This window comes from Vibrio sp. YT-17 (genome assembly GCF_033337375.1).
GTDB lineage: Bacteria > Pseudomonadota > Gammaproteobacteria > Enterobacterales > Vibrionaceae > Vibrio > Vibrio alginolyticus.
The window spans coordinates 114,359-135,125 of record NZ_JAWOQP010000009.1 but is presented as its reverse complement, the minus strand read 5'-3'; the positions used below and the strand labels follow the sequence as shown (position 1 = coordinate 135,125).

Annotated in this window: 18 protein-coding genes, 1 tRNA gene and 1 riboswitch; of the genes, 6 read left to right on the top strand and 13 right to left on the bottom strand. The window is 44.8% G+C overall.

What is annotated here, in order from left to right; genetic code table 11:
- Window positions 1-12: 12 nt before the first annotated feature.
- On the bottom strand, window positions 13-657 hold the full coding sequence (rnt, locus tag R7F67_RS11015) for a ribonuclease T (protein ID WP_005384888.1): 645 nt from the start codon (window positions 655-657) through the stop codon (window positions 13-15).
- A gap of 341 nt (window positions 658-998) precedes the next feature.
- Here rnt and motY point away from each other — a divergent pair, with 341 nt between their 5' ends.
- On the top strand, window positions 999-1,880 hold the full coding sequence (motY, locus tag R7F67_RS11010) for a flagellar protein MotY (protein WP_104975503.1): 882 nt from the start codon (window positions 999-1,001) through the stop codon (window positions 1,878-1,880).
- Window positions 1,881-2,000: 120 nt separating this feature from the next.
- On the opposite strand, the gene R7F67_RS11005 is transcribed toward motY, so the two are convergent.
- The 11 genes from R7F67_RS11005 to R7F67_RS10955 form a co-directional block, all read right to left on the bottom strand.
- The gene (locus R7F67_RS11005) at window positions 2,001-2,435 is read right to left on the bottom strand and encodes a DUF2753 domain-containing protein (RefSeq protein ID WP_005384886.1); all 435 of its coding nucleotides are present in this window, start codon (window positions 2,433-2,435) and stop codon (window positions 2,001-2,003) included.
- Window positions 2,436-2,585: 150 nt separating this feature from the next.
- Window positions 2,586-3,002 (bottom strand): lactoylglutathione lyase, encoded by a 417-nt coding sequence (gene gloA / locus R7F67_RS11000; RefSeq protein WP_005380739.1) that lies wholly within the window; start codon window positions 3,000-3,002, stop codon window positions 2,586-2,588.
- Between the two features lie 32 nt (window positions 3,003-3,034).
- Complete coding sequence (nth, locus tag R7F67_RS10995) at window positions 3,035-3,676, bottom strand: endonuclease III (protein WP_005380743.1); 642 nt, start codon at window positions 3,674-3,676, stop codon at window positions 3,035-3,037.
- Between the two features lie 64 nt (window positions 3,677-3,740).
- The gene (locus R7F67_RS10990; protein WP_054867993.1) at window positions 3,741-4,433 is read right to left on the bottom strand and encodes an electron transport complex subunit E; all 693 of its coding nucleotides are present in this window, start codon (window positions 4,431-4,433) and stop codon (window positions 3,741-3,743) included.
- On the bottom strand, window positions 4,433-5,065 hold the full coding sequence (rsxG, locus tag R7F67_RS10985) for an electron transport complex subunit RsxG (RefSeq protein WP_047103464.1): 633 nt from the start codon (window positions 5,063-5,065) through the stop codon (window positions 4,433-4,435). The genes R7F67_RS10990 and rsxG overlap by 1 nt, the downstream gene beginning before the upstream one ends.
- A gap of 7 nt (window positions 5,066-5,072) precedes the next feature.
- Window positions 5,073-6,119: an electron transport complex subunit RsxD gene (rsxD, locus tag R7F67_RS10980; protein ID WP_033907336.1), complete on the bottom strand. Its 1,047-nt coding sequence runs from the start codon at window positions 6,117-6,119 to the stop codon at window positions 5,073-5,075.
- Window positions 6,119-8,983: an electron transport complex subunit RsxC gene (gene rsxC, locus R7F67_RS10975; protein ID WP_213917063.1), complete on the bottom strand. Its 2,865-nt coding sequence runs from the start codon at window positions 8,981-8,983 to the stop codon at window positions 6,119-6,121. The genes rsxD and rsxC overlap by 1 nt, the downstream gene beginning before the upstream one ends.
- Before the next feature lie 8 nt (window positions 8,984-8,991).
- Window positions 8,992-9,588 carry an electron transport complex subunit RsxB gene (rsxB, locus tag R7F67_RS10970; RefSeq protein WP_005380760.1) on the bottom strand — a complete coding sequence of 199 codons (597 nt, stop codon included), beginning with the start codon at window positions 9,586-9,588 and terminating at the stop codon, window positions 8,992-8,994.
- Window positions 9,589-9,591: 3 nt separating this feature from the next.
- The gene (rsxA, locus tag R7F67_RS10965) at window positions 9,592-10,170 is read right to left on the bottom strand and encodes an electron transport complex subunit RsxA (protein ID WP_005380762.1); all 579 of its coding nucleotides are present in this window, start codon (window positions 10,168-10,170) and stop codon (window positions 9,592-9,594) included.
- Window positions 10,171-10,475: 305 nt separating this feature from the next.
- On the bottom strand, window positions 10,476-12,773 hold the full coding sequence (gene pflB, locus R7F67_RS10960) for a formate C-acetyltransferase (protein WP_065274718.1): 2,298 nt from the start codon (window positions 12,771-12,773) through the stop codon (window positions 10,476-10,478).
- A 350-nt stretch (window positions 12,774-13,123) separates the two neighbouring features.
- Window positions 13,124-13,199: transfer RNA gene (locus R7F67_RS10955), tRNA-Asn, on the bottom strand.
- Between the two features lie 559 nt (window positions 13,200-13,758).
- Here R7F67_RS10955 and uvrB point away from each other — a divergent pair.
- The 3 genes from uvrB to luxU all read left to right on the top strand — a co-directional run bounded on the left by uvrB (window position 13,759) and on the right by luxU (window position 17,829).
- Entirely contained in the window at window positions 13,759-15,789 is a 2,031-nt protein-coding gene (gene uvrB / locus R7F67_RS10950) for an excinuclease ABC subunit UvrB (RefSeq protein ID WP_017636056.1), read from the top strand.
- Window positions 15,790-16,081: 292 nt separating this feature from the next.
- Window positions 16,082-17,488, top strand: coding sequence for a quorum-sensing sigma-54 dependent transcriptional regulator LuxO (luxO, locus tag R7F67_RS10945; RefSeq protein ID WP_005380768.1), 1,407 nt, complete (start codon window positions 16,082-16,084; stop codon window positions 17,486-17,488).
- Window positions 17,485-17,829 (top strand): quorum-sensing phosphorelay protein LuxU, encoded by a 345-nt coding sequence (gene luxU / locus R7F67_RS10940; RefSeq protein WP_213961894.1) that lies wholly within the window; start codon window positions 17,485-17,487, stop codon window positions 17,827-17,829. The genes luxO and luxU overlap by 4 nt, the downstream gene beginning before the upstream one ends.
- A 138-nt stretch (window positions 17,830-17,967) precedes the next feature.
- Here luxU and R7F67_RS10935 read toward each other — a convergent pair whose 3' ends face one another.
- On the bottom strand, window positions 17,968-18,864 hold the full coding sequence (locus tag R7F67_RS10935) for a YvcK family protein (RefSeq protein WP_005388931.1): 897 nt from the start codon (window positions 18,862-18,864) through the stop codon (window positions 17,968-17,970).
- A gap of 175 nt (window positions 18,865-19,039) precedes the next feature.
- Window positions 19,040-19,174: riboswitch (molybdenum cofactor riboswitch) on the top strand.
- Between R7F67_RS10935 and moaA the strand changes: the two genes are divergently transcribed.
- Window positions 19,163-20,152 carry a GTP 3',8-cyclase MoaA gene (gene moaA / locus R7F67_RS10930; protein ID WP_017636052.1) on the top strand — a complete coding sequence of 330 codons (990 nt, stop codon included), beginning with the start codon at window positions 19,163-19,165 and terminating at the stop codon, window positions 20,150-20,152. (Overlaps the previous riboswitch by 12 nt.)
- Before the next feature lie 101 nt (window positions 20,153-20,253).
- Entirely contained in the window at window positions 20,254-20,766 is a 513-nt protein-coding gene (gene moaB, locus R7F67_RS10925) for a molybdenum cofactor biosynthesis protein B (protein WP_005388935.1), read from the top strand.
- Window position 20,767 lies beyond the last annotated feature (1 nt).

Below are 20,767 nucleotides of genomic sequence, written 5' to 3'. Positions count from 1 at the left end.
TGTGTTTACTTATTATTCTTCGTCGACAAGCGGCCAACCGCCGAGGGCCTTCCATTTGTTGACAATACCGCAGAATAATTCTGCTGTTTTTTGTGTATCGTAAAGCGCAGAGTGTGCTTCACGGTTATCAAATTCCATCCCGGCTGTTTTGCATGCTTTAGCGAGAACTGTTTGGCCATAAGCAAGGCCACTTAATGTAGCCGTATCAAAAGTAGCAAAGGGATGAAAAGGGACTCTTTTTAGTTTACAGCGTTCATTTGCCGCATTTACAAAACCCAAGTCGAATGCTGCGTTATGAGCAACCATAATTGCACGTGAGCAATCTGCGGCTTTTTGTTCTTTGCGAATAAGCTTATAAATTTCCTTTAGCGCCTCTTGCTCAGAAACAGCACCTCGAAGAGGGCTGAAAGGGTCACGAATACCATTGAATTCAAGCGCTTCTTTTTCTAAGTTAGCGCCTTCAAATGGTTCCACATGAAAATGAATGGTGGAGGCCGGATGCAACACGCCATGTTCGTCCATTTTCAACGTAACGGCACAGATTTCTAAAAGTGCATCAGTTTGAGCATTGAAACCAGCGGTCTCAACGTCTACTACCACAGGGAAATAACCACGAAAGCGTTTTTTCAAGGTTAGAGCTTCATTTTCTAGTGTCATGTTGGCTTATTTTTGTGTGACGAAGGCTGCATTATTGCAGATTATACCGATGAGAAAAACCGCAATTTAAGAGAAAACCGGAATTCTATTTTGCATCCAATCAATAAGTTTGTATTGCATATTATGTAGACGTTTATTCGCCATACTTTGCATCATGTAAACCGATAAAACATGAGGAAGTAAAACGCTAAGTGGCGGTTAAGGTGATTGGAACACGGTGGCTCACATTAATGGCAGTGTGACAGACAACCCTATATTGGCGAGATTTTTGCATGCCGGTTGAAGTAATTTTATTGATGCAAATTGACGGCAACAGACTGCCGTTTAAGAGACAGTATTAGATGAAGAAATGGCTGATTACCAGTGGTGTTGTATTTTCGTTGTTTAGCACAAGCAGCTTCGCTTTGATGGGCAAACGTTATGCTGCAACTCCACAGCAATCTCAATGGGAAATGGTGGTCAATACACCACTAGAATGTCAGCTTGTACACCCCATTCCAAGCTTTGGAGATGCGGTATTTTCATCTCGTGCAAATAAAAAAATCAATTTAGACTTTGAGTTAAAAATGCGTCGTCCGATGGGAGAAACACGTAACGTCAGTCTCATTTCTATGCCGCCACCTTGGCGACCAGGTGAACACGCCGATCGAATTACAAACCTAAAGTTTTTTAAACAGTTTGATGGTTATGTCGGAGGGCAAACAGCATGGGGCATGTTGTCTGAGCTGGAAAAAGGCCGTTATCCGACTTTTAGTTACCAAGATTGGCAGAGCCGAGATCAGAGAATTGAAGTCGCATTGTCATCAGTACTGTTTCAAAACAAGTACAACGCGTTTAGCGACTGTATTTCCAACTTATTGAAATACAGTTTCGAGGACATTGCTTTTACGATTTTGCACTACGAAAGACAAGGTGATCAGTTAACCAAGGCTTCTAAAAAGCGTTTATCACAAATTGCAGATTATATCCGACATAATCAAGATATCGATCTCGTGCTGGTGGCGACGTACACAGATTCAACCGATGGTAAAAGTGCGAGTCAAAGTTTATCAGAGCGACGTGCAGAGTCACTTCGTGATTACTTTCAGTCTCTAGGGCTACCGGAAGATCGAATTCAAGTGCAAGGGTACGGCAAGCGTCGTCCTATTGCAGATAACGGTTCGCCAATAGGAAAAGACAAAAACCGCCGAGTCGTGATATCTCTAGGGCGAACCCAAGTGTGATGCATATAAAAACGCCGAAGCTGAAAGCTTCGGCGTTTTTGATTTACTGACGTTGTTAATAATATTTTAGTGGTATTTTGCCAAGCACCTTTCGGTGATTCTTGCTGTATAATTTGAATGTTAGTTTAAGCGGAATTTGGCAATGACTTCGCAATTGGTTGCGGTATCTATTTTTTCAACCTGTTTGGCAATAGCCGGATTAGGGTGACGCTTCATAAAGTCTATCAACGCCTTAGTACAGCATCCTATCGAGTCGATAAAGCTTGCACACTCTTTATTTGGGCATTGTGGGATAAGTGTTAAGACTTTCTCAGAGGCCAGTTGAAGGTATTTGAGTTCATAGTCAGTATCTCCAGCCCAACGCCAGAACTGAGCTAAGTTATGACAAGAAATCACAGAAATTAATAATCGCTCGTCCGCCTCAATTTCCACACATTCGCTGATATCTTCACTCAGGCTTAGGGCTTGCTGGTAATGAAGAATGCTGCGAACAGGGTCATCTAGTTGAAGTGCCGTATCGGCTAGAAGTGTGTGTTTTTCCCATTCACTGATCATTATCGTAATCCCGCATATCGAAGTTGCGGATAAATCTAAACGATAACTATTATCAAGTAAAGAGTTTTGTTTATAAAAGGACAGGCAGATCGCAGACCTGCCTGTAATCGGAGTTCAACTTGCAGTACAAGTGATTATTAGAAGTGCCGCTTAGCCTTCAAGACCTGCTGAAGCTTGCTTGTTTTGAATAAGCTCAATCATATAACCATCTGGGTCTTTTACGAATGCAATGTGCGTGCTTCCGCCTTTTACTGGACCTGGCTCACGAGTCACATTACCGCCCGCCGCTTTGATAGCGTCGCAAGTTGTGTAGATATCATCAACACCAATGGCGATATGACCAAAAGCAGTACCTAGGTCATACTCAGTTTTACCCCAGTTGTAAGTCAGTTCGATCACTGCACCTTGGGATTCGTCACCATAACCAAGAAACGCTAGCGTGTATTCGTACTCTTTATTTTCGTTAGTACGAAGCAGCTGCATGCCCATAACTTCAGTGTAAAACTTGATGGATTTGTCTAGATCACCTACGCGAAGCATAGTGTGGAGAATTCGACCGTTTGACATTTTTTGCTCCTAGCTTTGATTTACAAATAGCGTTAGCTATCTGGGTATACTTTCTCTTTATATTCGCACAAATCTTCGATAATGCAGCTACCGCAGCGAGGCTTTCTTGCTACGCACGTATAACGACCATGAAGAATGAGCCAGTGGTGCACATCGAGTTTGAACTCTTTTGGCACAACTTTTAATAGCTTCTGCTCGACATCATCAACCGTTTTTCCCATCGCAAATTTAGTGCGATTCGACACGCGATAAATGTGCGTATCGACGGCAATAGTTGGCCAACCAAAAGCGGTGTTGAGCACGACGTTTGCGGTCTTGCGACCTACGCCTGGTAGCGCTTCTAACGCGGCACGATCTTCAGGAACTTCACCATTGTGTTTTTCCAACAAGATCTTACAAGTCTTGATTGTGTTTTCTGCCTTTGAGTTAAACAAACCGATGGTCTTTATGTATTCTTTTAAGCCATCGACTCCCAAATCAAGAATGCTTTGAGGTGTATTCGCTACAGGGAAAAGCTTGTCGGTGGCTTTATTGACGCTTACATCGGTTGCTTGAGCTGATAATAATACCGCGATTAGCAGCTCAAAAGGGGAGCTCCAGTTAAGCTCAGTTTGAGGATTCGGATTGTTTTCTCGTAATCGCTCAAGAATTTCGATTCTTTTTATTTTGTTCATTGCTGACTTCCAATACCGTCTCTGCGGTTTATGAAAAAGGCTCCTATGACAGAGCCTTATCTTGTTATGCGTTAGTGACGCGAGCACGTTCTATGGTTGGTTTTTCTTCTTTTGGTTGACGTGCCTGGACTGAATTATCGATGACATTTTTAAGCGCTATCAACAGACCAACGCCGATAAATGCACCGGGTGGAAGAAGCGCTAGCAGAAAGCTGTTGTCAAATTGGAAAACTTGAATGCGGAGAGCGGATGCCCAGTCTCCTAATAGCAGATCTGCCCCGTCGAATAGTGTGCCATTACCAATTAACTCACGCATGGCACCTAGCACGACCAAAACGCTTGTCATACCAAGCCCCATCCATAAACCGTCTAATGCTGCAGGCGCAACATCATTTTTTGAAGCATATGCTTCAGCTCGACCAATAATGATGCAGTTGGTTACAATCAGAGGAATAAAGATACCAAGAGATAGGTATAAACCATACGCATAGGCATTCATTAACAACTGAACGCAGGTAACGAGTGAGGCAATGATCATAACGAATACAGGTATACGGATCTCTTTTGGCACATAGTTACGAATAAGAGAAACTGTTACGTTGGATCCAACTAGCACGAGTAAGGTTGCAATACCAAGACCTAATGCATTGGTTATCGTGGAAGAAACCGCTAGCAGTGGACATAAGCCCAGCAGTTGTACGAGAGCGGGGTTGTTACTCCACATACCGTTTTTCATCAGTAATTTATTCTCATTCATTACTGCTCTCCTTCACAGCCTAACGGCTGGTTAAGAATGTCTTCACGAGATTGGTTTACGTAGTTAACGGTATTTCGCACCACTTTTACGACGGCTCTTGGCGTGATCGTTGCACCAGTAAATTGATCGAAATCGCCGCCATCTTTACGAACTTTCCACGAATTCCAATTGTTTTCCGTGACTTGTTTTCCTGTAAAGCTCAGGATCCAGTCGGTGACACGAAGATCGATTTTATCGCCCAGACCAGGGGTTTCTTGGTGGTTTAGGACGCGTGTCCCCAAAATATTGCCCTGATTATCAATCCCAGTAATCACTTTTATCTCACCATTGTAGCCATCTGGCGCGATAGATTCTATTGCGATTGCTGTTGGTTCACCATTCTTCGTGGCGAGGTAGGCTGGCATCGCACGTAATGTCCCCAGATCTGGAGACGTGACCATTGTACAAGCTTGCGTGAGTGCGTTGTCATGCATGTTTTCTGGAATGACTTGATTCAAAACAGAAAGTAATTGTTTTTGCTCTTGTACCTTGATTTGGTCTTTTGTTAGGTACTGAGTAAGGGCGACTAATCCGGTTGTTGCACATGCAAATATCGCGAGTGTCAGACCATTTTTTCTAATAGCGGTTAACATGTTTACCTCAGTGACCGTAAGTTCTAGGTTTGGTGTAGTAATCGATCAGTGGCACACACATATTTGCAAGCAACACTGCAAATGCAACACCATCTGGGAAACCGCCCCAACTGCGAATGATAAAAACCAAAGCACCAATAAGCGCACCGAAGATTAAACGTCCTTTGACGGTGGTAGACGCCGAAACGGGATCGGTTGCAATAAAGAATGCGCCAAGCATGGTTGCACCAGATAACAAGTGTAAAATTGGCGACGCAGTTTCCCCTGGCGTCAGCAACGTGAACACTAGGCTAAACAGAGTCAGACTCGCAAGGAAACCTGCTGGAATATACCATTGGATGATACGCTTTTTGATCATGACTATGCCGCCAAGAAGGTAAGCAAGGTTTACCCATTGCCAACCAATACCACCTAAGCCATCAAATATCGGCTGCGACATTACTTCGCTTGGAGTGGCACCTGTAAGAATGCCAGTCTTAAATGCATCAAGTGGTGTCGCCATTGTCACACCGTCAACACCTGAGCGAACTTGCTGAAGTGATAAGCCGTCGTAATCATAGCCCGTAAAAATTAAAGAGAGTGTATCTGCAAAATTTACATGATCAGGTATGAGTGATGTCGGTGCACTCCAACTCGTCATTTGTACTGGGAAAGAGATCAACAAGACCACATAAGCGACCATTGCAGGGTTGAATAAGTTTTGTCCAAGGCCACCATAGAGGTGTTTAGCGATTACTATCGCAAAAATAAGCCCGATCACCATAATCCACCACGGAGACCATGGTGGTATAGCAACGGCTAACAACCAAGCGGTAACTATTGCACTGTTATCACGTAGCGCTCTCATTGGTGAGCGTTTACGACAGATCATGACTAAGGCTTCAAGGGATACAGCGACTGCAATGGCAAAAATCAGCTGAATCAGCGTACCCCAGCCAAAGAAGTAGGTTTGAGCTACTAAACCTGGAAGTGCGCAAAGTGCCACCCATTTCATTAAGTCTGGCGTATTACGACGACTGTGGGTATGCGGTGAACTGGCAATAAAAAACGACACTACTCGTTCTCCTCAGTATTATTTTTATTAGCTTCTTGTTGCGCTTTGCGTGCCTTCGCGCGCGCAATTGCTGCGGCAACCGCGGCTTTCTTCGGATCCACTTCTGGTTCTTCGGAGGTTGCTTCTTCAACAGGCTCTGTTTGCGTTTCTTGCTTCGCTTTGCGCGCTTTGGCTCGAGCGATGGCAGCTGCCACGGCGGCTTTTTTCGGATCTTCGGTTTGCTCGGCAGGTGCTTCAGCTGCTTCCGCTTCAGTTGAGTCTGCTTGTTTCGCTTTACGAGCCTTCGCGCGCGCAATTGCTGCGGCAACCGCGGCTTTCTTCGGATCCACTTCTGGTTCTTCAGAAGTTGCGTCTTCAACAGGCTCAGTTTGCGTTTCTTGCTTCGCTTTACGTGCTTTGGCACGTGCAATGGCAGCTGCCACGGCGGCTTTTTTCGGATCGTCGGTTTGCTCGGCAGGTGCTTCAGCTTCTTCCGCTTCAGCTGAGTCTGCTTGCTTCGCTTTGCGCGCTTTGGCTCGAGCAATTGCAGCGGCAACTGCGGCTTTTTTCGGATCGTCGGTTTGCTCGGCAGGTGCGTCAGCTTCTTCCGCTTCAGTTGAGTCTGCTTGCTTCGCTTTTCGCGCTTTGGCACGTGCAATCGCAGCAGCCACGGCGGCTTTTTTCGGATCGTCGGTTTGCTCAGTAGGTGCTTCAGCTTCTTCCGCTTCAGTTGAGTCTGCTTGCTTCGCTTTACGTGCTTTGGCACGTGCAATCGCAGCAGCCACGGCGGCTTTTTTCGGATCTTCGGTTTGCTCGGCAGGTGCGTCAGCTTCTTCCGCTTCGGTTGAGTCTGCTTGCTTAGCTTTGCGCGCTTTGGCTCGAGCAATTGCAGCGGCAACTGCGGCTTTTTTCGGATCGTCGGTTTGCTCATCAGGTGCGTCAGCTTCTTCCGCTTCAGTTGAGTCTGCTTGCTTCGCTTTACGTGCTTTGGCACGTGCAATGGCAGCAGCAACCGCGGCTTTCTTCGGATCGCTGTCTTGCAGTGCAGACGTTTCCGATTCTACAGATTCAGTTGAATCTTCTTGTTGTGCTTTTTTCGCTTTAGCTCGGGCGATGGCGGCCGCAACTGCCGACTTTTTATCATCAGCGTTATTGTCTGGCGTTTCGCCTTGTTCTTTTTGCGCTTTCCGTTCGCGAGCAAGACGTTTGCGCTCTTCGCGCAGTTTTGCCATTTCTGAGTTATCAGGTTCACTATAGCCTGCTTTAGCTGCTGCCGCTTGTTTCGCCTTCGCTTTGGCAATGGCTGCCGCTACGGCTGGTTTTACTGCTGGCTCTGTTTTTTCTGTGGTTTCTGTCTTTTGAGCTTTCACTCGTGCGATTGCTGCTGCTATCGCATCATCGCCGCCAGAAGACTTCATCTCTTTACGGCGCTGATCGGCAGCTTTCTTGAAGCGATTTTCACGTTCTGCTTTTTCGCGTTCCATACGCGCTTTTTTCTCTTCAAAACGCACTTTTGCTCGCTCTGCAGCTTCCGCTTCTTGTGTTCTAGTTCTAATTTCTGCTTTCGCTTGGCGGTAGTACTGTACGAGCGGAATTTCACTTGGACATACAAACGCACAAGCGCCGCACTCGATACAATCCTTTAAGTTTAATTCTTCGAGTTTGTCATACTCTTCAGCTTTTGCATGCCATTGCAGTTGTTGAGGCAGCAGCGAAGCAGGGCACGCTTCTGCACATTGGCTACAGCGAATACATTCCATCTCATACTGGTGCGGAGAGATCTCACGACGAGTCGGAGCAAGGATACAGTTTGCTGTCTTGGTAATCGGCACTTGGGAGTGAGGAAGGGTAAAGCCCATCATTGGCCCACCCATAATTAAACGCTGTAACTTCTTATCTGCTTTATAGCCAAACTCATCCAACAGTGCTTGTACTGGTGTCCCTAACAATGCCCAAACGTTGCGTGGTTGTTTGAAGGTTTTACCAGTGAGAGTCACGATGCGCTTTATCATCGGTTCACCGTCGATGACTGCGCGTTTTATAGCGTAAAGAGAACCAACATTCTGAACCAAAATACCAATATCGGCTGGAATCGCGCCACTTGGTACTTCTTTATTGGTTAAAATTTTGATCAGCTGTTTTTCACCGCCAGAAGGGTATTTAGTCGGGATAACGCGAATAACGATATCTTTGTTTATAGCCGCAGCTTCTAGCGCTTTGATTGCTTCTGGCTTGTTGTCTTCAATGCCAATAATCGTGAGCTTTGGTGTCAGGATATGTTCGACAATTTCGATACCTTGAATAAGCTCTTCGGCATGTTCTTGCATGAGCTTGTCATCAGACGTGATGTATGGCTCGCACTCTGCTGCATTAACGATAAGAATCTCGGTACGAGCAAAACCTGATTGGATTTTTTTTGCAGTAGGGAAGCCTGCGCCACCCATACCAGAAATACCAGCGAGACGAATAATATCAATCAGTGCGTCAGGGGTTTCTTGTTGGTAATCTGCGACGGGGTTTCTTTCACACCATGCATCTTTCCCATCAGGCGTGATGACTGCGCACAACTCACTTAACCCAGAAGGGTGCGCGACAGTTCGTGGCTCAATCGCGGTGAGCGTACCTGATGTTGGAGCATGCACTGGAACCGTAAAGCCGGTCTCCGATTGCGTTAATGGCTGACCTTTTAATACGTAGTCACCTTCGGCAACCAGTAGGTTACCCGCTTTACCAATGTGCTGTTTTAGCGGCAATACAATTTCTGACGGGATAGCCGCATGAGCGAGTTCAGTTTTGTTGGACTGCTTTTTATTTTCTGCCGGATGCACACCACCTGGGAAATCCCAAAGCGCGCCTGTACGAATTTGTTCAATCAAAGACAACATGTGAAACCTTACTTAATTGAATCTTTCACGTTCGCTGCATTGTCGGCAGCATCCGTAATGTTAAGTACTGGAATGGAGTGAAGTTGCCACTTCCAGCTTTCTGTGGTCGTTGCCACAGGAATCATTTCAATACAATCAGTCGGACATGGGGCAACACACAAGTCACAGCCCGTACATTCGTCTTTGATTACGGTATGGACCGCCTTTGTTCCGCCTACAATTGCATCCACCGGACACGCCTGAATACACTTAGTGCAGCCAATACACATGTCTTCATGAATAAACGCAACGGTTGGAATTTTGCTGTCGAGATCGTGCGCAGATTCTTCTGGCTCAACACCCATTAAGTCGGCGAGCTTTTCGATTGTTGCCTGGCCTCCAGGGGGACATTTGTTGATGTGGTCGCCATTTGCAATTGCTTCAGCATAAGGACGGCAACCAGGGTAGCCACATTGACCGCATTGAGTTTGCGGTAAAATGGCGTCGATTTGATCCACAATAGGGTCCGCTTCAACTTTAAAGCGAATAGAAGCAAAACCAAGTATCGCGCCGAAAATCGCAGCCAGAACCGCTAACGCGATAATCGCAATTAAAATCGTACTCATCGCTTACTTCACCAAACCTGTAAAGCCCATAAAGGCGAGTGACATTAAACCTGCTGTAATCATTGCTATTGATGCACCTTTAAAAGGTACAGGAACGTCGGCGGCGGCTATGCGCTCTCGCATGGATGCAAAAAGTATCAACACCAATGAGAAACCAACAGCGGCGCCGAAGCCGTAGATGATCGATTCAATAAAGTTATGGTTTTCATTAATGTTAAGAAGTGCCACGCCCAATACTGCGCAGTTTGTTGTGATCAGCGGTAAGAAAATGCCAAGCAAGCGATAAAGCGTCGGGCTGGTTTTGTGCACAACCATTTCGGTGAACTGCACCACAACGGCTATCACCAAAATAAAACTCATGGTTCGAAGGTACTCAATACCTAGTGGACGAAGGATGTAGCTTTCCACTAAATACGCACACACTGACGCGAGCGTTAGCACAAAAGTTGTCGCTAAGCCCATACCTATTGCTGTTTCCAGTTTTTTGGACACACCCATGAAAGGACATAGGCCCAAAAACTTCACCAGTACAAAGTTGTTCACCAGCACAGTGCCGACCAACAACAAAACATATTCGGTCATAGTTATTACGTTCTTAAAATCCGATCTTGATATTATCGTGTTTTGTGACACCAATAACAACCAGTGAACGATGTGGTTTTACATACACGATGGAAAAATAGTCGTCTATTTGATCTATTTTGATGAATCAATAAGAAATTGAATCGTTTGCTGAATGTATTGTTAGCGAGAGGATACTACCTATTAATTTTCATCTAATGTGTGATTTTAAAAAAAGCCCGCCTCTCCCAGGTAGAAAAGAGAGGCGGGCAATGTATATTTACAAGCTAATTATTTAAACTTTCTGAGTGCTTGATGGACTGTGTTTATATCTTACTCGTGAAGGTACGAGTGATGACGTCTTGCTGTTGCTCTGTCGTTAGAGAGTTAAAACGTACCGCATAACCAGACACTCGAATCGTCAACTGAGGGTATTTCTCTGGATGTTCAACCGCATCCAATAACATCTCTCGGTCTAGAACGTTGACGTTAAGGTGTTGACCACCTTCAATCGCAATGCCCTCGTTGCTTGCTTCGTGATGGAAGTAACCATCCATTAGCGCAGCTAGGTTCTTCTTCTGACTCAAGTCATCTTTACCCAATGCGTTAGGCACAATTGAGAAAGTGTAAGAAATACCATCTTTAGCGTAAGCGAACGGTAATTTAGAAACCGATGCCAGAGACGCAACCGCCCCTTTTTCATCACGACCGTGCATTGGGTTTGCACCCGGTCCAAAAGGCATACCTGCGCGACGGCCATCTGGTGTATTACCCGTTTTTTTACCGTAAACCACGTTAGATGTGATTGTTAAAATCGATTGAGTTGGCACTGCTTCGCGGTAGGTGTGCATCTTCTGAATTTTCTTCATGAAGCGCTCAACTAGATCACAAGCGATGTCATCAACACGGGCATCGTTGTTACCAAATTTTGGATAATCACCTTCGATTTTAAAATCAACGGCGATGCCATCTTCATCACGAACGGGTTTCACGGTTGCGTATTTAATTGCTGCTAAAGAGTCTGCAACAACAGACAGACCTGCAATACCACACGCCATCGTGCGGTGCACGTCGCGATCCATCAATGCCATCAGTGATGCTTCGTAGCTGTAACGGTCATGCGAATAATGGATGATGTTCAACGCTGTGACGTATTGCGTTGCTAGCCACTCCAACATATTGTCGAAACGAGGCATCAAAGCGTCAAAGTCGAGAATTTCATCTTGAACTTTGTCCACTACCGGACCCACTTGCGCTTTCGATTTTTCATCGATACCACCATTGATGGTGTAAAGCAGTGCTTTTGCAAGGTTGGCACGTGCACCAAAGAATTGCATGTGCTGACCAACAACCTGCGGGCTCACACAACAGGCAATCGCGTAGTCGTCATTGTCGAAATCAGGACGCATTAGATCGTCGTTTTCGTATTGAACCGAAGAGGTATCAATCGACACTTTTGCAGCATATTGTTTGAACGCTTCAGGCAATTGCTCTGACCAAAGAATCGTCATATTTGGTTCAGGAGCAGGGCCCATAGTATGTAGCGTATGTAAGTATCGGAATGTCGTTTTAGATACTAGTGTACGGCCATCAACACCCATACCTGCCATGGCTTCGGTTGCCCAGATTGGGTCGCCAGAAAACAATGAATCGTATTCTGGTGTGCGTAGGAAGCGAACCATGCGTAGCTTCATGATGAAGTGGTCAATCATTTCTTGCGCTTGTGATTCATCAATCAAATCGTTTGCGATATCGCGCTCTAGATAGACGTCTAGGAAAGTCGAAGTACGGCCCAGTGACATTGCTGCGCCGTTTTGCGATTTAACCGCCGCTAGGTAGCCAAAGTAGGTAAATTGGATCGCTTCTTGTGCTGTTTTTGCAGGTAGCGACATATCAATGCCGTATTTCAGACCCATTTGACGAATGTCTTCAAGTGCTTGAACTTGATCGGCTATTTCTTCGCGAAGACGAAGTGTTTTCTCAAGATCGTTGCCTTGTTCTAAGAACGTTTGTGTTGAATTGTATTGTTCTTTTTTGTCTGCTTTTAAGAAGTCGATACCGTATAGGGCGAGACGGCGATAGTCACCAATGATACGACCACGGCCATAAGCATCAGGAAGGCCCGTGATGATGCCGGATTTACGACAGGCTAGAATTTCTTTGGTGTAAAGGTCGAAACACGCTTTGTTGTGAGTTTTACGGTATTCAGTGAAGATTTTTTCAACCGTTGGATCCAATTCGCGGCCATAAACTTCGCACGAGTTTTTTACCATGCGAATCCCGCCATTGGCGATGATTGCACGTTTTAGCGGTTGATCAGTTTGTAAGCCAACGATCTTTTCCAGATCTTTGTTGATGTAGCCTGCATCGTGGGAAGTGATTGTTGAGGGCAAGTCTGTGTCAAAATCAATAGGGGCGTGTGTGCGGCTTTCTTGTTTTATGCCTTCAAGCACTTGGTTCCATAATGCTGAAGTGGATTTGCTAACCTCGGCTAAGAAAGACTCGTCTCCCTCATAGGGTGTATAGTTTTTTTGGATGAAGTCACGAGTGTTGACAGAGTTTTGCCATTCACCAGCAGTAAATCCAGCCCATGCATCTAGCATGTCAGTTGTCGGAATAGTCATAAGTAAATCCCTAAGTTATTGATAATTAGAATGGAGGCGACGAGTAGGACGGAACCATTCTTAACCCTTTTAATCGTATGGATTTATTTGGTATGAGTAAAATGAATGCTTTTCATTTTTTCAATGATTAAATTGCATTAATAATAGATTCAATTGGTTATGATTGTTTTTTGCTAGAAAAGAGACAGAATTAAATGTGTGGTACTGTGAGAACACTATCTATGACAATGTTATGAGTTCTGTAATTTGAACTTATTTCGGTGTGATTTTATGACGCCTAGATTGGCTTAGATTTCATGGCGATTAAGATACAAAAAAGCCGTGTCTTGCGACACGGCTTTTCTATAATCTGGCTCCTCCTGCTGGGCTCGAACCAGCGACCTGCGGATTAACAGTCCGTCGCTCTACCAACTGAGCTAAGGAGGAATTGCTTTGCTTGAAAGCGGGAAGAATCTTACCGAGCACTCAAACTACTGTCAACAGTAAAAAAATACATTTTTAGAAAAAAATATTGAGTTAAGGGCTTTACTTTTCTGTATGGCTTGCCAGTAAAGGCTCGAGGTTAGTTATCCACTAAATTTGTGGATAAGTATGTTGATGAGATCTGGGTAAAGAAAATTGATATGCAACTAAGTTTTTACTTAATGAATCTTTAGTCAGAGTTATGCGTAAAATAACCAAATAAAACAGAGGTTTATCGATGTTAATCAAAAGGTATTCAAAGTGGATAAAAATCAATCTTTTGGGGATAAGAAAGTTTTAAGCTAATTTTTGGGGAAAAGTTGTGGAAACTATAATGTGAAGAATGTGTGTAGCTCTTCAACTAGGGCGAAGTACTATATCAGAGTCACTTTTGTATGGCTATAGCATTCTAGACAAACAAGAAAATTTATTAACAATGATGGTTAAATTCTCGATAGACGTAGATTTCATTAGCTAAGGTGTATATATATACAGCCAAAGCGCAGTAAAATTGAGGAAGGGTATGAGTAAAGTCTATGAATTGGTCTCCGATTATCAGCCGTCGGGCGATCAACCAGGAGCGATCAATCAGTTGCTTGAGGGGCTCGATGCTGGGCTAGCACATCAAACCTTGTTGGGGGTCACAGGCTCAGGTAAAACCTTCACACTAGCGAATGTGATTGCTCAAGCCCAACGACCTGCAATATTACTTGCGCCAAACAAAACGCTTGCTGCTCAGTTATATGGTGAGATGAAGTCATTCTTTCCTAATAATGCGGTTGAGTATTTTGTTTCTTACTACGATTACTACCAACCTGAAGCGTACGTTCCGACCACGGATACCTTTATAGAGAAAGACGCTTCAGTTAACGCGCATATAGAACAAATGCGTTTGTCTGCTACAAAAGCACTACTAGAACGTAAAGATGCCATTATTGTTGCATCGGTATCGGCTATCTATGGCTTGGGTGATCCTGAATCGTATCTACAAATGATGCTGCACCTACGTCGCGGTGATGTGATTGACCAGCGCGATATGCTACGCCGTCTTGCAGAGCTGCAATACTCACGCAATGACGTTGCATTTGAGCGTGGCCAATTCCGTGTTCGAGGTGAAGTGATTGACATCTTCCCAGCCGAATCAGACCAAGACGCTGTGCGCGTTGAGATGTTTGACGATGAGGTGGATTGCATCAGTGTGTTCGATCCATTGACAGGCGTGGTGAAACAACGAGACTTGCCGCGCTATACCATCTATCCCAAGACGCACTATGTCACGCCAAGAGATCGCATTCTTGAAGCGATTGAAAATATTAAAGTCGAACTAGAAGTGCGCAAAAAGCAGCTTCTAGATAACAACAAGCTACTGGAAGAGCAGCGAATTAGCCAGCGCACTCAATTCGATATCGAAATGATGAATGAGTTGGGCTTTTGCTCCGGTATCGAAAACTATTCTCGTTATCTCAGTGGACGCTCGGAAGGTGAGCCGCCACCAACCCTGTTTGACTACTTACCTCATGATGGCTTGTTGATCATCGATGAATCTCACGTGACAGTACCGCAGATAGGTGCCATGTATAAAGGCGACCGTTCGCGTAAAGAAACGCTGGTGGAGTTTGGTTTCCGGTTACCTTCAGCTTTGGATAATCGTCCACTGAAGTTTGAGGAGTTTGAAGCACTAGCGCCACAAACGATTTTCGTCTCTGCTACGCCCGGAAATTACGAACTAGAAAAATCGGCGGGTGATGTGGCGGATCAAGTCGTTCGTCCTACAGGCTTGCTTGACCCTGAGTTGGAAGTTCGCCCAGTAGCGACCCAAGTCGACGACCTATTGTCTGAGATCCGTATTCGCGCTGCTAAAGATGAACGAGTTCTGGTTACAACACTGACCAAACGAATGGCTGAAGATCTCACCGAATACCTTCACGAACATGATGTTAAGGTACGTTATTTACACTCAGACATTGATACTGTTGAGCGTGTGGAAATTATCCGTGACCTTCGTCTTGGGGAATTTGACGTGCTGGTGGGAATAAACTTATTGAGAGAGGGCCTGGATATGCCAGAGGTCTCGTTAGTTGCAATTTTGGATGCGGATAAAGAGGGCTTCTTGCGGTCTGAACGCTCACTCATTCAGACCATTGGTCGTGCTGCACGAAACATCGAAGGTAAGGCGATTTTATACGCTGACCGAATCACCAACTCAATGAAAAAGGCGATGGATGAAACTAACCGTCGTCGCGAGAAGCAGGAAGCGTACAACGAAGAAATGGGTATTTCGCCACAAGCGCTCAAACGAAATATCAAAGACATCATGGAACTTGGCGATATCACTAAGTCTAAACGCCAGCGTAACACTAAACAGGTACCATTATCGAAAGTGGCGGAGCCTTCGCAAACTTACGAGGCACTGTCCCCTCAGCAGCTAGAAAAAGAAATCAGTCGACTGGAGGCAGCGATGTATCAGCATGCGCAAGATTTAGAATTTGAGTTAGCGGCACAAAAGCGTGACGAGATTGAAAAACTACGAGCGCAGTTCATCGCAAATAGTTGAACAAACTTACCGATTTAACTATCCAAGCATTTTAGGTCGCTTGTAAAAAAAAAGAAGCCAATAGGCAGTCGGGTCTATTGGCTTGTTTTGTGAACATATCGTTCACTAACAACGTCAGTTGGCTAGGTGACCCGAGGGGTCACTATCGTTACAGCATGGTTTGTGCCACTTTTTAAATAATTGATATTATTTTTGAATTTTTTCCTTTGCCCATAATTTAGCTAATGTTATTTGCAAAATGCAAAGCGTAATGCGATTATTGTTTAAAACACAACAAAATAATAGCTAGGTTATGCAACAAAAACCCGAAGGCCCAAAGTCTCGTTACCTTTTAATGGTCGAGGACACCGCATCTGTTGCGGCTCTGTACCGCTCATACCTGACACCGCTTGGCATAGATATCAATATTGTCGGCACAGGTAGGGATGCCATTGAGAGCCTAAATCATCGAATTCCAGATCTTATTTTACTCGATCTCCGTCTGCCAGATATGACGGGGATGGACGTTTTACATGCCGTTAAAAAGAGTCATCCCGACGTACCTATAATTTTTATGACCGCTCACGGTTCTATCGATACCGCTGTCGAGGCCATGCGTCATGGCTCACAAGACTTTCTAATTAAACCGTGTGAAGCGGACCGTTTACGTGTCACGGTTAACAATGCAATTCGTAAAGCGACCAAGCTAAAAAATGAAGCCGATAATCCAGGCAATCAGAGCTATCAGGGGTTTATCGGCAGTAGCCAAACCATGCAGCAGGTTTACCGTACGATAGATTCAGCGGCGAGCAGTAAAGCGAGTATTTTTATCACAGGTGAAAGTGGTACTGGTAAAGAGGTATGTGCCGAGGCTATTCACGCAGCAAGTAAACGTGGTGACAAACCTTTTATTGCAATTAACTGTGCTGCAATTCCAAAAGATTTGATTGAGAGTGAACTGTTTGGTCACGTAAAAGGGGCCTTTACTGGCGCTGCGAATGATCGTCAAGGGGCAGCTGAGTTAGCGGATGGCGGCACACTTTTTCTAGATGAGCTTTGTGAGATGGACTTGGATTTACAAACCAAGTTGCTACGATTTATTCAAACGGGCACATTCCAAAAAGTGGGTTCCTCAAAAATGAAGAGCGTGGATGTGCGCTTTGTTTGTGCCACTAACCGTGATCCCTGGAAAGAGGTACAAGAAGGTCGATTCCGTGAAGATTTGTACTATCGTTTGTATGTCATTCCTTTGCATTTACCGCCTTTACGCGAACGAGGCGAAGATGTTATTGAAATTGCATACTCACTGCTAGGTTACATGTCACACGAAGAAGGAAAAAGCTTCATACGTTTTGCGCCTGATGTCATCGAGCGATTCAACAGCTATGAGTGGCCGGGTAACGTTCGTCAGTTACAAAACGTGCTACGCAATATCGTTGTTCTAAACAACGGTAAAGAGATTACGTTGGACATGTTACCGCCACCGTTGAATCAACCGCTTGACCGTCCGTCGTCTGTGGCTAAATTAATTGAGCCGAAAGCGATGACCGCATCTGAGATTATGCCATTATGGATGACGGAAAAAATGGCAATCGAGCAAGCGATTGAAGCATGTGATGGCAATATTCCTCGAGCGGCGGGATACCTTGATGTCAGTCCGTCGACGATTTACCGCAAGTTACAGGCATGGAACGGCAAGGAAGAGCGGCAAAAAGTATGAGTGTAAATGTATTAAATCAGCAAAAAATAGATGAACTGTCGATGGAAATTGGCAGTGACAACGTACCTGTACTGTTCGATATCTTCCTAGGAGAAATGGATACCTATATCGAGAACTTATCCCAACTGCAGGGGGCAGAGCGATTAGCTTACTCAAAAGAAATCAGCCACGCGTTGAAAAGTAGTGCTGCGAGCTTTGGGGCAGATCGCCTTTGTGAACTGGCGATGTCCATAGACAAAAAAGCGAAAGCCGGTGAGTTGAGTGCGGAGTCTGAGGAGTTAGAGGTTATGTTCGATCTTTTGCACGAAACTCGAGATGCTTATCGCTCTTGGCGACAGTAACTATTTATTCCTATTAACCATTTTTTCTTAGTAAACATCTGTTCTTACTGGATGCCTGAACTAAAACCCTTCGATGACAGAAGGGTTTTCATTATCAATAAACACCTTAAAAGAGGGCGCTAGCCAGGTAACGTGCTCTTAAATAGAAAGTTGTAGCTGATTTTCAATCGCTAGTTTGAGCTTGTTTCTATCGTGACGCCAGTCTCGGTTAGAGGAGGCGAGTGACTCCGTCACTACATTCCATTGACTTAAGACGTCTTGCTCGGTTTTCTCTGCTAGAACCACGTCTATTTTTCTTCCTTGACAGGCACGTTCACACCATTCTAATTTTTGAGCCATCGTCATTCGTCCCGCTGGGCCGTATTCTGGACTCAGGTTAGCAACAAAAATGACTTTTGCTTTTGTGTTTGCTGCAATCGCTTTGCCGAGTTCAGGCAGCAATAAAGGAGGCATGATACTAGTTAAAAAACTGCCAGGGCCAAGAATAATCGCGTCCGCTTCCGCCAAAGCTGTGATGGCTTCTTTGGTAGCAGGCACTTCTGGTGAAAGATCCAAACGTCGCAAGTCTGCTTTCATTTCGTCGACATTTGTTTCTCCCGTAACCCACTTCCCATCTACGGATAACGCGGAAAGATCCGAAGGGTGTTCGGACATAGGAAGGATGTTAACGTCGACTTTTAACATATTGCGAATCAGATTAATGGCATCTAAAGGTCTGACCGATAAGTTATCGAGTGCAGTAAGCATCAAATTACCAAGATTATGACCATCAAGTTCGCCAGTGCCTTTGAAGCGATATTCAAACATCATAGAACTGATCGAAGGCTCTGTAATGAGCTGATTAATACAGTTACGTGTGTCTCCCCAAGCGATTCCTCCTTGGCAGTGACGAATTCTTCCTGTTGAACCACCATTGTCAGTCGTGGCAACAATCCCAGTTGCATTGCTGCCAAAATCTCGTAATGCGGCCAGCATTCGACCTAAGCCATGACCACCGCCAACAGCGACCACTTTTTTATCTGTGTAGATATTCATTATGTTCTTCTAATAATCTAATAAAAAACGGCTACAATTTATCTTAAGGAGTGTCTTAAAGGTACTCACTTAGCGGTAAATTGTGTCTCTAGAGAGTTTTTTATCACTCAAGTCTGGATTCCATTACAAATATTAAGTATTTTACACCGCAAAGCTATCAGAGATTTCATATCTCTGGTTGCCATAACTCCGAGCTCACTATTGCTAAGTCCTTGGATAAGCGTTTTGAGCCAGTGGCATACTGTCACAAGGGCATGATTGGAAATGGCCATGCCTCCCGTGTTTGGAAAGGTGTTCCGTGGCGCAACAATTCGAAGACAAATTTCATCGTAAGTTTTATTACTTGCGTCTGTCTGTGACCGACGTATGTAATTTCAAATGTACCTATTGCCTTCCTGATGGCTATAAGCCTTCGGGCAATAAAAACTCGTCTTTTTTATCTCTCCCTGAAATCAAACGGGTCGTAAAAGCATTCGCTGATTGTGGCACGTCAAAAGTGCGCATCACTGGTGGTGAGCCTAGCTTACGCAAAGATTTTACCGACATTATCCATTCAGTAGCGGCGACGCCTGGCATTCAAAAAGTTGCAACGACAACCAATGGCTATCGCATGGCAAAACAAGTCGCAGATTGGCGTGAAGCGGGTTTAACCCACATTAATGTCAGTGTGGATAGCCTTGACCCGCGTATGTTTCATCAAATCACAGGTGAAAATAAGTTTACTGAAGTCATGAATGGTATCGAACGTGCGTTCGAGGTCGGTTATGAGCAAGTAAAAGTTAATGTGGTGTTGATGAAAGATCTGAACCATCACGAGCTGCCAGCGTTTCTTAACTGGATAAAAGATCGTCCAATCCAACTGCGTTTCATTGAGTTGATGCAAACGGGTGAGATGGATGAGCTATTTAATAAGCACCATGTATCCGGAGTGGCAATTCGTAACCAGCTAATTGCAAATGGTTGGTTGCTGAAAGTGCGCTCGCATAATGATGGTCCTGCGCAAGTATTTGTTCATCCTGATTACAAGGGTGAAATAGGTCTTATCATGCCTTATGAAAAAGACTTTTGTGAAAGCTGCAACCGACTGCGCGTTTCGGCGATGGGTAAGCTGCACCTATGTCTGTTTGGAGACCACGGTGTAGAATTGCGTGATCTTTTGGAACGTGATGAGCAAGAGAGTGAGCTTATTGAACGTATCCAGGCGCAGTTACAAACCAAGTCGGTAAGCCATTTCTTGCATGATGGCAATACTGGTATGACGCCACACCTCGCGTCTATCGGCGGCTAACTTCATTCAATTTTTAGAGCGAGTTCACTGATAAGCTGGCTCTAACTTTTTCCGAATCGATACCAAGCGTATCAAAGCTAATTAAGAGAATAGGTGAACAAATGGGTCACGCTGAAAGCAAATTCCAACCTGCAAATATTGCCGTTCTAACGGTATCTGACACTCGTACTGAAGAAAACGATACCTCTGGTCGTTACCTTGCTGAACATGCTCAAGAAGCGGGTCACAACGTAGTAGACAAGCAAATTGTTATTGATGACATGTACAAGATCCGCGCGATTGTTTCTCAATGGATTGCTGATGAAAGCGTACAAGCGATCATGATTACTGGCGGTACAGGTTTCACCTCACGTGATAGCACGCCAGAAGCACTTAAGCCTCTATTTGATAAAGAAGTTGAAGGTTTTGGTGAGTTGTTCCGTATGGTGTCGTACGAAGAGATCGGTACGTCTACGATTCAGTCTCGTGCGATTGCTGGTTTTGCTAACCACACCGTGATCTTCGCAATGCCAGGTTCAACTGGTGCGTGCCGCACAGGCTGGACAAAAATTATTAAACAGCAGTTGGATGCAAGTCATCGCCCTTGTAACTTCATGCCACACCTATCTGTATAAC